8 protein-coding genes are annotated in these 12,586 nt (G+C 66.6%); 6 read left to right on the top strand and 2 right to left on the bottom strand.

What is annotated here, in order from left to right; translation table 11 throughout:
• Position 1: 1 nt before the first annotated feature.
• Together GO591_RS09675 and GO591_RS09670 are read right to left on the bottom strand one after the other, a co-directional pair.
• Positions 2-895 (bottom strand): ABC transporter ATP-binding protein, encoded by an 894-nt coding sequence (locus GO591_RS09675; RefSeq protein WP_370455351.1) that lies wholly within the window; start codon positions 893-895, stop codon positions 2-4.
• Positions 889-1,248, bottom strand: coding sequence for a GntR family transcriptional regulator (locus tag GO591_RS09670; RefSeq protein ID WP_157156624.1), 360 nt, complete (start codon positions 1,246-1,248; stop codon positions 889-891). Before GO591_RS09670 ends, GO591_RS09675 begins: the two co-directional genes overlap by 7 nt.
• A 288-nt stretch (positions 1,249-1,536) precedes the next feature.
• On the opposite strand from GO591_RS09670, the gene GO591_RS09665 reads away from it, so the two are divergent.
• The 6 genes from GO591_RS09665 to GO591_RS09640 all read left to right on the top strand — a co-directional run bounded on the left by GO591_RS09665 (position 1,537) and on the right by GO591_RS09640 (position 12,570).
• Complete coding sequence (locus GO591_RS09665) at positions 1,537-2,628, top strand: TerC family protein (RefSeq protein ID WP_157156623.1); 1,092 nt, start codon at positions 1,537-1,539, stop codon at positions 2,626-2,628.
• A 70-nt stretch (positions 2,629-2,698) separates the two neighbouring features.
• Complete coding sequence (locus GO591_RS09660; RefSeq protein WP_157156622.1) at positions 2,699-3,550, top strand: PP2C family protein-serine/threonine phosphatase; 852 nt, start codon at positions 2,699-2,701, stop codon at positions 3,548-3,550.
• Positions 3,547-4,632, top strand: coding sequence for an FHA domain-containing protein (locus GO591_RS09655; protein WP_157156621.1), 1,086 nt, complete (start codon positions 3,547-3,549; stop codon positions 4,630-4,632). Before GO591_RS09660 ends, GO591_RS09655 begins: the two co-directional genes overlap by 4 nt.
• 46 nt (positions 4,633-4,678) lie before the next feature.
• The gene (locus GO591_RS09650) at positions 4,679-6,256 is read left to right on the top strand and encodes a serine/threonine-protein kinase (RefSeq protein ID WP_232466125.1); all 1,578 of its coding nucleotides are present in this window, start codon (positions 4,679-4,681) and stop codon (positions 6,254-6,256) included.
• Entirely contained in the window at positions 6,253-6,960 is a 708-nt protein-coding gene (locus tag GO591_RS09645) for a hypothetical protein (RefSeq protein WP_157156619.1), read from the top strand. Before GO591_RS09650 ends, GO591_RS09645 begins: the two co-directional genes overlap by 4 nt.
• 99 nt (positions 6,961-7,059) lie before the next feature.
• The gene (locus GO591_RS09640) at positions 7,060-12,570 is read left to right on the top strand and encodes an Ig-like domain-containing protein (protein ID WP_157156618.1); all 5,511 of its coding nucleotides are present in this window, start codon (positions 7,060-7,062) and stop codon (positions 12,568-12,570) included.
• The last annotated feature ends 16 nt before the right edge of the window (positions 12,571-12,586 follow it).

The following is a 12,586-nucleotide window of genomic DNA, read 5'->3' as shown; positions in this document are numbered from 1 at the left end:
GTCAGTCTCCGATTTCGGTGAGAGGCGTGCGGGTCTTCTGCACAACGAGCTGTTGTAGCGACACCGGGGTCAGTTCGAGGCCCGCGTCGATCGCGGTGTGGCGCTCTTCGGGTGTGAGCGAGGTGACGGTCACGGAGGCCAGGCCACCGATGCCGTCGCGGTGCAGGATTTCCCGGCCGGCGACGAAGGCCTCGACCGCGGCACGGGTACCGACCACTGTGGTGGCCGAGCCGCGCAGGCTCTCAGCATCCTGATCGACGATGATCCGGCCGTGGTCGATGACCAGCACGTGAGCGAGCAGGTCGCTGACCTCGTCGATCAGGTGGGTGGACAGCACGACGGTGCGCGGGTGCCGGGCGTAGTCGGCGAGCAGTTCATCGTAGAAGGCCTGCCGGGCGACCGCGTCGAGCCCGAGGTACGGCTCATCGAAGAAGGTCAGCGGGGCACGCGACGCGAGGCCGACGATGACGCCGATCGACGACAGCTGGCCGCGGGACAGTTTCTTGATCCGCCGATTCAGGGGCAGCCGGAACTCGTCGACCAGCCGCTCGGCGTACTCGGCATCCCAGTTCTCAAAGAACCAGGGCGCTGCCGCGAGCACGTGCTTCGGCTTGAAGTCTTCGGGGTATTTCTGGCTCTCCTTGATGAAGGAGACGTGCTGCAGCACAGAGGCATTCTCAACCGGATGCTGGCCGAAGACCTCGATGTTGCCGGCGGTTGCGAAGTCCTGACCGGTGAGCAACTGCATCATGGTCGTCTTTCCAGCACCGTTGCGGCCCAGCAGACCGACGATGCTGCCTGATTCGATACTGAATGTCGCGTCATCGACGGCGGTCAGGCTGCCGAAGCGACGAGTCAGGCCGTTCACTCTTACGGCGGTGGTGGCGGTCACGATGCGATCTCCTCGGTTTGGATGATGGTGGCCAGCTGGCTTGTCGAGATGCCCAGCTTCCTGGCCTCGATCAGCAGTGGCTGGATGAACTCGGTGGTGAAACGGTCACGGCGAGTCGCGATCAGCCGATCGCGAGCGCCCTCGGCGACGAACATGCCGATCCCTCTCTTCTTGTAGAGCACTCCCGCATCGACGAGCAGGTTCACGCCCTTGCCGGCTGTCGCCGGGTTGATGCGGTAGAACACCGCGAACTCGTTCGTCGAAGGAACCTGGGTCTCTTCGGGAAGAGTGCCGGAGATGATGTCGTTCTCGATCAGCTCGGCGATCTGCATGAAGATCGGTCGCGAAGCATCCATCCAACCCCTCCTTAGCTCATTGGTTAGTTAGTGATGTAACTAACCAACCAAGTGGCACGGGGTTTGTCAAGTGCTTGAGGCAAGAACGATCAACCCAGGCGCAGCGGGCCTGCAACCAGGCCGCCGGAAGCATGGTCTAAACTTTTCCAAGCGAAGGGGAGTATCCCACCTCGCCGTGTACGTCAATACGGGTCTCGTCGGAGAGACCCCGGGCACGGCGGCATTCCGGTCAGCGAATGCGGGAGAGACTTTCGGTCCTCCTCCGTACCCTCTCTCGTTAGGAACTCCGTGGAATCCACCCTTCCCGCTTGGTTCGAAATCGGCTCGCTTGTCGTGCTGACGCTGATCATCGTTTTCGATCTGGTGCTCGCCTTCAAGCGCCCGCACATTCCATCGGTGAAGGAGTCCAGCCTCTGGATCGCCTTCTACGTCGGGTTGGCGCTGATCTTCGCCGCGCTGATGTTCATGCTCGGCGACGCGGAACAGGGCGGACAGTTCCTGGCCGGCTGGCTCACCGAGTACAGCTTGAGCGTCGACAACTTATTCGTCTTCGTGCTGATCATGGCGAAGTTCTCGGTGCCGAGGAAGTATCAGCAGGAAGCGCTGATGGTGGGCATCATCCTTGCGCTCATCTTCCGCGGAGTCTTCATTCTGCTCGGCGCCCAGCTCATCGAAAGCTTCAGCTGGATCTTCTACATCTTCGGCGCCTTCCTCGTCTACACCGCCTGGAACCAGGCCTTCACCGGGCACGAGGACGAAGAGGACAGCGAGAACAAGCTGATCGCGTTCCTCCGTCGGCGGATCAACATCACCGAGGAGTTCCACGGCCCGAAGGTGCGCGTGGTGAAGGACGGCAAGAAGGTCTTCACCCCGATGATCATCGTCTTCATCGCGCTGGGAACGACCGACCTCATTTTCGCGATCGACTCGATCCCGGCGATCTTCGGCATCACCCAGAACGCGTTCATCGTGTTCACGGCGAACATCTTCGCGCTGATGGGTCTGCGCCAGCTCTACTTCCTGCTCGGTGACCTGATCGACCGCCTCGTCTACCTCAAGTACGGCATCGCATTCATCCTCGCCTTCATCGGCGTGAAGCTGTTCTTCCACGCGATGCACGTCAATGAGCTGCCATTCATCAACGGTGGCAACCCGATCGAGTGGGCACCGGAGATCAACACCTGGATCTCGCTCGGCGTCATCATCGTCTCGATGGCCGTGGCCACGATCGCGAGCCTGATCAAGCTGCGCCGCAGCCCGCTCGAGGTGAAGCTCGGCGCGCCGGCCGTCGGCAGCGACGACGACACCGCGGCGGACGCGCAGACCGACACCCCGACCGACACGCAGACCGACACGGTTGAGAAGAAGCCCCTCGACTGACCGATGCCCCCGTCCGAGGGTGAGTCCTTGGTAGCGTGGGAACACTGGTCGCGAAGGGGGAAGCGGATCGATGCGCTTTGATGTCGAGCTCGGACTGCCTTCGGCATCCGCTCGGTTCCGGGTTTTCGCCGCCTCAGATATCGGTGCCGTGCGCCGGGTGAACGAGGACAGCTTCCGGGCCGCCCCGCCGGTGTTCGTGGTGGCAGACGGAATGGGCGGTCACAACTTCGGCGACCAGGCCAGCCAGCAGGCGATCGCGACCTTCGCGGATGCGTTCGAGCCGCAGTCGGTGGCGACACCGCAGCAAGTGCTCGACACGATTCGAGAGGCCAATGCTGCGGTCATCGCTCTGGCCGATGCAGCTGGAGGGGTGTCGGGCACGACGCTGAGCGGTGTCGCCCTGGTCGAGACGCAGCCCGGCGCGAGCTACCACTGGATGATCTTCAACGTCGGCGACTCCCGCGTGTATCGCTGGGACGGCCGCACCCTCGGCCAGCTCACCGTCGATCACTCGGTCGTGCAGGAACTCGTCGATGAGGGCGTGATCTCCGCACACGAGGCGGCGACGCATCCGGAGCGCAATGTGATCACCAGGGCGCTGGGCGGCGCAGCCGCAGTCGATCCGGACGTCTGGCTGGTGCAGGTCTCCGCGGAGGACACCTTCCTGATCTGCTCAGACGGTCTCACGCGCGAGTTGGACGACCGCGAGATTGCCCGCTTCCTCGCCGAGCACGCAGACGGTGACCATGAACCGATCGCCGACCGGCTGGTGCGCGCGGCGGTGGCGGCCGGCGGTGCCGACAATGTCACCGTCGTGGTCGTCGAGTCAAGCTTCCGCGGTGTCGCCGCGGACGGGGCTGACGAAACCGTCGACCGCTACCCTCTTCACCCCTTCCTGGAAGACACGAGACCGAGGCCATGACCTTGTACTTCACTCCCGACCGCGGCTGGATGGCTTCGAGCACCGATACTCGCCTGCTCGCGATGTCACCGACGGAGGCGTCGATGTGGGATGTCACGGCCGCCGCGTTTGGAGCAGAAGGTATCCAGGCGGTGCTCGACGGCCTGCTGCGTGGCGGGATCTCTGCAGCGCCGGCGTTCGCGTTACTCGATTGGGCGGATCCCGCCGGACTCCGGGTCGTGCTGCGAGGCGACGCCCAGGTCATGGTCGCCTCGCCGGAAGGCGACCGGCTGCTCACCGGCGTCGGCGTCGCGACCTGGGCCGAGCAGCTCTTCCCTGGCGCACAGACGTTCACCCTCACCGTGCCCGGCGGCTCATGGTCGACCCTCGTCCCGGTCGCGATCACGACCGCGGAGCCCGCGCCGGTCACGCCTGCGCCGGTCACCTCAGCGCTGGCCACGTCAGGAATTCCAGCAGCGCCAGCGCCGACCGTCGACCCTGAAGCGACGATCATCCCCGGCACAGCGGCCGAGACCGGTGATCCCGAAGGCTATGACTACCTGTTCGGCGCGACGGTCGTGCGTTCGGTCTCGGATGCCGCCATCCGCAGCGCCGAGGACGACCCCGACGCCGCGGAGGCCGCACCCGCGGCCCGCGCCGGAGACCACGATGGCGAAACCGTGATGAGCGGGGACATCTCCGAACTGCTCCGCGGGCGGAAACGGCAGGCGGCGGTGGAGTCGACGCCGGTGGCGCCCGAGCCGGTGCCCGTGCTCGAGCTTCCTTCCGGTGCGCGTGAGCGCATCGACCCGGTGATCATCGTCGGGCGTGCCCCGAGCGTGTCCCAGGTTTCCGGCGGTGTGCTGCCGCGCCTGATCACCCTCAGCGGCGACCAGGACGTATCGCGAAGCCATGTCCGAGTCGCCCTCGAAGGTGGCACCGTCGTCGTCACCGACCTGCATTCGCGGAACGGTACTTCCATCCAGTTGCCGGGCAAGCCGCTGCAGCGCCTGCGGGAAGGCGAGCCGACGGCGGTGATCGCCGACACCAAGATCGACCTCGGCGGGGGAGTCACGCTCACTGTGCGGGACGCTGATGCATAGAGCCGCGTCACCTCCGCCGGATCTTCCCGGCTTCACTTTCACTCGCGTGCTCGGTTCCGGCGGCTTCTCCGATGTTTTCCTCTACGAGCAGCAACTGCCGAAGCGGCGCGTCGCGGTCAAGGTGTTGCTCGCCGAGGACCTCTCGCCGGCCACCCGCGCGGCGTTCGTCGCCGAGGCGAACGTGATGGCGCAGCTCTCGGCGCATCCGTACATCGTCACCATCTACCACGCGGGCGTCTCGGGCGACGGCCGCCCCTACCTGATGATGGAGTACGCCCCGGGCAAGAGCCTCGCCGACCGCTATAAGAGAGAGGTGTTCGGTGTCGCCGATGCGATCCGGATCGGGGTGCGCCTGTCCAGCGCGGTGGCCACCGCTCACGCCGCGGGGATCCTGCACCGTGACATCAAGCCCGCGAACGTGCTGACCAATGACTTCGGCTGGCCGGCGCTCACCGACTTCGGCATCGCCTCATCGCTCGACGATGACGCGTTCCCCGCCCACACGACAACGCTCGGCGGCTCGCCGGTGGACACCACGGGAGGAACCGGCGGGCAATCGGTGGGGATGTCGGTTCCCTGGTCGCCGCCGGAGATGTTCTCCGACGACCCGCAGCCCGATGTGCGCTCCGACGTGTTCTCGCTCGCGGCGACGCTCTACACCCTGCTGGCGGGCCATTCGCCGTTCGAGATGCGCGGCCGGTCCAACGGAACCCTCGACCTCATCGGCCGCATCGAGCGGGGCGCGATCACCCCGTTGACCCGTGACGACGCGCCCCGCTCGCTCGTCGCCGTGCTGCACAAGGGCATGGCCTCAGACCCGGCCGCCCGATTCCAGACCGCGATCGACTTCGCACGCGCCCTGCAGCGCGTCGAGATGGAACTCGGCTACCAGCCGACGGCCATCGACGTGCCGAATCTCAGCCTGATGGCGCCGGTCAGCGGATCGGACACCGGTGAGGACGACCCGGACGCGACCCGGGCCCGCGGAATCGCAAGCATCGATGCCCAGCCGATCGCGGTCGTGGACGATGATCGCACCCGCGCCCGCGGCGCCACACCGATCGACGCCCAGCCGACCAGCGCCGCGCCGATCGACGAGCGCACCGTCGTGCGGCGCACGCCGACGCCCGGCGCAGCCGCGGACATCAGCTCCGAGCCCTCGCCGCAGCCAACGCTCGCTCCCGCGGCCACCGAGCCGCCGCGTCGGAAGCGACGACCCGCGGTCATCATCACGAGCGCGGCAGCCGCGGTCGTGCTGCTGGCGATCGTGATCGTTGCCATCGTGCTGTCGCCCGGGATGGCCCCGCCGCAAACCCGACCCGAGCCATCCGCGACGGCAGGCAGCAGCGCCGTGATCGACACGCTCGCCGCGCCGGTGCTCGCCGAAACCGCGGCCAGCGCCGACGGCACCCAGGTCGCCTTCACCGTGCAGAACCCCGACCCGCAGGACGGCGACAGCTTCCGCTGGAGCGCAACGACGGACGGAACCCAGCATTCCGTGAACGCGAGCGACGAGACCGTCATCATCGTCGACGGAGTGGCCCCTGGCGCGAGAACGTGCATCACGGTCGTCGTGCAGCGCAGCGGAAAGCTCTCCAACGAGACCGAGGGATGCCACGGATGACGCCGCTCAGGATCGAGTTCTGCGGAGAGTGGACCGAGGTCACCGACGTGTTCGGCATCGGCCGGGAGTCCGACCTCTCCGTTGACGAGAACCCTTACCTGCACCGCCGCTTTCTCGAACTGCGCCCCGAGTTCGGGCTGTGGTGGTTGGTGAACGTGGGCCAGTTGCTGACGGCGACGGTGTCCGATGGGGGCGGCGCCGTGCAGGCCTGGCTGGCGCCGGGCGCGAAGCTGCCCATCGTCTTTCCGCTGATGCACGTGATGTTCAGCGCCGGGTCGACGACCTATGACCTGAGCATCCACGCTGCCGACGACTACTTCAACACAACCAACCCGACGCACAGCGGCCACGGCTCGACGACGATCATGCCAGTTACCCTGACCACCAGCCAGCGGCTGCTCATCGTCGCCCTCGCCGAACCGATTCTTGCCCAGGCCGTTCCCGGCCGCGGGGACCTGCCGTCATCCGCGGATGCCGCCGCCCGCCTCGGCTGGAGCATGACCACCTTCAACCGCAAGCTCGATAATGTCTGCGAAAAACTCGACCGCATCGGCGTGCAGGGACTGCGCGGCGGCGCCGGCAAACTGGCGACCAATCGCCGCGCCCGGCTCGTCGAATACGCGATCGCCACCCGCCTGGTCACGGCCGACGACATCCGGCTGCTGGATCAGGAACGCGACCGTCAGCAGGTAGCCGACGCCTGACCATCCGATGGGGAGGACTCCCCATCCACCCCTGTGCGAGGGGCATGTTAGCGTTGAGCCGCTGAACTTGTGGTGTGACGTATCTGGGGGACTTGAGGCGTGAAGCGTTTGACTCGCGGCACGCGCAAGACCATCGCCTCAGTCACAGCCATCGCCGTTCTGGTCGCCGTGCCCACGGTGGCAGCGATCCTGCACGACGGATTCCCGACCACCGACATCGACCTCGATGCCCACAACGTCTGGGTCACCAACGGTGAAGAACTGCTTGGCGGCCGCCTCAACCGGCAGATCGAGGAACTCGACGGCTCCGTTTCGGCGATGACGAGCGCGGTCGACGTGCTGCAGCACGGCGAGGACGTCCTGCTCTACGACCCCAGTCTCGGTCAGATCGACCGCATCGATCCCGCCTTCACCACGCTCGTCGAGAAGTCCGAGGTGGAGCCGGGCTCACGGGTGGCTTTCGGCGGCACGACCCTCGCCGTCCTTGCTCCCAAGGGCGACCTCTGGGTGACCGACATCGCGGGCGGGCTCAGCCTCGACATCGCCGGGACGAAACCGGATGTCTCACTGGGCCCAGGCGCAGCGGTCGCCGTCTCCCCGGATGGAACCGTGTTCGCCACCGCCCCGAACGACGGCGAGTTGGTCACCATCGACGGCGTCGGCGCCGAACCTGCGCACACCGAACTTCCCAAGCTCGGGGAGCATCAGCTGACCGCGGTCGGCGACACCGCGGTGATCCTCGACACCGACGCGAACACTCTGATCACCGGGTCCGGCGCACCGATCGAACTCCCCGATTCCGGGATCAAACTGCAGCAATCCGGTGCCGATAACTCTTTCGCGCTCGTCGCCACCGCGGACGCGCTGCTCGAGGTGCCGCTCGATGGCGGTGAGATCACCAGGCACGACGCCGGGATCCAGCAGGCGAGTTCGGCGCCGGCGGATGTGTCGGCCCCGGTCTGGCTGGAAGGCTGCGCTCACGGAGCCTGGTCCGCCGCGCAGCGCTACGTGCACGACTGCGCCGACGGCAAGGGTGACGCGGTTGACATCCCGAAGGCCACCGCCGGTTCCGTGCTCGAGTTCCGGGTGAACCGCAGCGTGATCGCCCTGAACAACCTCACCAACGGCGATGTCTGGCTGGTCGATTCCAGCATGCGGCTGGTCGACAACTGGGAAGAGGTGACCCCGCCCGAGCAGGAAGAGACCGAAGAGGGCGACGAGAAGTCGTCGCAGCAGTCCTTCGAGGACACGCTCGCCGAACGCACCGACCAGAACCGGCCGCCGCTCGCCCGCGACGACGAGTTCGGTGTCCGCCCCGGGTCGACCACCGTGCTGCCCGTGCTCGACAACGACACCGATCCGGACGGCGACGTGCTGGTGGTCACGGGCACCGGGGCTATCGCCGAATCCTGGGGCACCATCGACTACATCGATGGCGGACGGGCGCTGCAGATCTCCCCGGCAGCGACCGCCACCGGCACCGTGAGCTTCCGCTACACCGTCAGCGACGGCCGCCCTGCCGGTGTCGCCGAGGCGCAGGTCTCGGTGACGCTGCGCCCCGACGGCGAGAACCTTGCCCCGGTGTCGCGCCGCAGCGCCGCGGTGTCGGTCGAACAGGGCCAATCGGTCAGCTACAACGTGCTGTCGGACTGGAACGACCCCGACGGCGACGACGTCTACCTGGTGTCGGCCGCGCCGTCGAGCGGCGACATCGTGCGACACAGCCCGGATGGCTACATCACCTTCGAGCACCGCTCCGGTGAACTCGGACTGAAGGAGGTGCAGTTCGTCGTCTCGGACGGCACCCTCACCGCCGCAGGCACTCTCACCATCGATGTGCGGGAAACCGGGTCGCTGAACCCGGTCGGCACTCCCGACTTCGCCGAGACATTCGTGGGGGAGTCGGTGCTGATCAGCCCGCTCGTGAATGACCTCAGCCCGTCGGGCGCCCCGCTCGCGCTGCTCAGTGTCGATCAGGCGCCGGAGGAGGCATCCGTCACTCCGAACCTGGAACGCGGCACGATCACCTTCTCCTCCCCAGCCGCGGGCACCTACTACCTGATCTACTCGCTCGGAGCCGGCACCACCACGAGCGTGGGAATCATCCGGGTGGATGTGAAGGAGGACCCGGACACGGTTCTGAAGCCGGTCGCGGTCAAGGACATCGCCTACATTCGCGGGGGCGAGCCCACCAGCATCCAGGTGCTGAACAACGATGTGTCCCCGAGCGGCCGGGTGATCGCCGTGCAATCGATCGACGCCTCGGCGGCGGCCGGTGCTCTCTCGGTGGAAGTGCTTGGCAACCAGGTGATCCGGGTCACCGCATCATCGACGCTCACCGAGCAGGTGCAGTTCAGCTACACGATTTCGGACGGCCTCGGCCAGGCCACCGCGGGCATCACCGTGATCCCGGTTCCGCCCCTCGTGAAACACCAGCCGCCGGTCGCGGTCGATGATTCCGTCAATGTGCGGGCCGGCGACATCGTCAGCGTCGATGTGCTCGAGAACGACTTCCACCCGGACTCGGTGCTGATGACCCTCCAGCCTGAGCTGCTGGATACTGCGAATGCGGGCGGACTCGCCTTCGTGTCGGGCGGCGAGGTCCGCTACCAGGCGCCGAAGGAAGCCGGCGTGTACGGCGTCACCTATGGGGTGACCGACCAGTTCGGCGAGACGGCGTCTGCGATGGTGCGCTTCACGGTCGTCGCCGATGACGCGCAGAGCAACCGCGCACCGCTGCCGATCCCGCTCACCGGGCGCGTGTTCGCCGGTTCCACGGTGACCATCCAGGTGCCGCTGGACGGGATCGACCCCGACGGCGATTCGGTGATGCTGCTCGGCATCACCTCCGCTCCGACGCTCGGCCGCGTGGTCGAGACCACCAGCACGACGATCACCTATGAGGCGTTCGCCGCGTCGGCGGGCACCGACACCTTCCGCTACCGGGTGCAGGACACCTACGGGCTGACCACGATCGGCACCATCAACGTGGGCGTGATCGCGCCACCGGTGAACGCGGCGCCGCCGAACGCGCAGGATGACGCCGTGGACCTGAAGCCCGGACGGACCGGATCGATCTCGGTGCTCGAGAACGATTCCGACCCCAGCGGGCACGCCATCTCGGTGGACAAGCTGCTGGAAATCGATGACGCACTGGACGCCGAGGTGGTCGACAACCAGGTCGTCGTCACCACGCCAGAGGTCGCCGGCACCTACACGATCCGCTACCAGATCACCAACGGGCACGGCGGTGTCGACAGCGCCTTCATCCAGGTGACAGTGACCGAGGATGCGGTCGTCGAATACCCGATCGCCATCGACCATGTCATCGAACCGACCGAAGTGGTCGACGAGGACACCATCGTCGTCGACGTGCTCAAGGGGGCGCAGAATCCGGGCGGTCGGGTCAGCGATCTCGTCGTCAGCCTCGAGGGCCCGAACGCGTCCGCGGCGACCCTGCTCGAGGACGGCACCGTCGAGGTCACCCCGGGCAAGTGGCGGATGTCGATCGCCTACCGCCTGACCAACGAAGTCGACGGCCTGAGCGCCACGGCGTTCATCATCGCGCCGCCCGCCGCGAGTGAGGAAGACACCTTCCCGCCGCCGTACCTCGACCCCAACCTGCCGGAACAGATCGTCGACATGAACGGTGACGGCACCTGGGAACTCGAAGACCTGCTCATCGTGCCCAGCGGGCAGCGGGCGATCATCACCGACCCCTCCACCGTGACCGCGACCAACAGCGACGGCCGCGCGATCTACGTCGACGAGGACACCGTCCGGTTCGCGGCATCCGCCGAGTACCGCGGCGGCGCATCCATCACCTTCGAGGTCACCGACGGCGAATCCGCTAGTGACGCGACCGGGCGCACCGCGTGGATCACGCTGCCGTTGACCGTCGGCGACCCCGATTTCGAAGACGTACCGCCGACCTTCACCACCCAGAACGTCACCGTCGAGGCGGGCGAAGAGGCCGTGCAGATTGACCTGCGCGACTCCAGCGCGCACCCGAACCCGCAGATCCTCGGTGCGCTGCGTTACGAGAACTTCAGCGGCGCAACCCAGGACGTGAAAGCCAGCCTGGGCGGATCCACAGTGACGATCAGCGCGCCGCGCGGCGTGCAACCCGGCACCACGACGACGCTCAGGTTCACTGTCGCGCACGGCGAGTTCAGCATCCCTGGAACCGTTGAGGTGACCACCGTGTCCTCGACACGCCCGGTCGCGAAGCCGGCGAACGACCGGGTCGTCGCCGTGCGCGGCGAATCCGTCACCGTCCCGGTGCTGGAGAACGACTACAACCCGTTCGCGGCCTCAGGCGAGTCGCTGAATGTCATCGATGCGTGGATCAACAACACCTCCTCGGGGGCCACGGTCCGCCTGGACGAGGCCACCGACAGGATCACGGTCAACGCCGTCTCCTCATTCATCGGCGACGTCAGCGTCGTCTACGTCGTGCAGGATGCCACCCTCGACTCGGCCCGCAACGTGCAGGGCAGCCTGATCGTCACCGTCGAGGACAAGCCAGACAAGCCGGCCGCGCCGGTGATCGTCTCGGAGGGTGACGGGTCGGCGCAGATCAGCTTCACCGCGCCAGCAACGAACGGCAACCCGATCGACGGCTACATGATCCGCCACGGATCCACCCAGATCCCGGTGTCCTCGATCGGCACGCATGAGATCACCGGCCTCAGCAACGGCACCGACTACACCTTCACCGTGAGCGCCCACAACGGACACGGCTGGAGTGAACCGTCGAGCCCGAGCGCAGCCGCCCGGCCGTACGGGGCGCCGGCCGCGCCATCCAGCGTCTCGATGTCGGCTACCAATACCGGCAACGGAAATGTCACGGTCAACTGGGGTGCCTCGGGCGGGAACGGTCGTGCCGTGTCTGCGTACGAGATCACCCTGAGCGACGGGACCCGGCTTGAGGTCGGCGCGGTCACCTCGCACACCTTCACCGGTAAGACCCTCGGCCAGACCTACACCGCGTCGGTGCGGGCGAAGAACGCCCGCGATTGGGGGCCGAGCACGTCGAGCAGCAACTCGGCGATGCCGACGCAGACTCCAGCGGCGCCCACCGGGCTGAGCAACAACGACCCCAGCAAGACGCAGGTCACCTTCAGTTGGAACGCGCCCTCGATCGGAGCCGACAAGTACCGGTTCCGCATCAATGCCGGCGGCTGGCAGGAGACGACATCCAGCAGCCACACCCACAACGGCAGTGCCAGCGAGCGGGTCTCGATCGAAGTGCAGGCTTACAACGGAACGCCGCGGGCCTGGAGTGGCTCGGTGAGTCGCAGCGCCACCCTGGACAGCCCGCCGCCCCCGCCGCAGGCGACGCCGAAGATCACGCTGAGTCGGGGCAGCTTCGAAGACCCGACGAACACCGCGTACCACTACTACGTGACGATCACGGACTTCGCCCCGAACTCGACCGTCAGGCTGTTCTGCGGGTACAACAAAGGCCAGTTCGCGGGACCATACGTGCACACCGTCGACGGAAATGGCAACTGGGAAGGCGAGCTGAGTTGCTACAACGGCTTCGGCGGCTACTACGTCATCGACGAGGTCACGGGCAGGAAGTCGAACACGGTCTCATCGTGGTGATGAAGGGAAACACAGC

It is taken from the genome of Diaminobutyricimonas sp. LJ205, assembly GCF_009755725.1.
Taxonomy (GTDB): domain Bacteria; phylum Actinomycetota; class Actinomycetes; order Actinomycetales; family Microbacteriaceae; genus Ruicaihuangia.
This window is presented reverse-complemented; position numbering and strand designations above follow the sequence as displayed.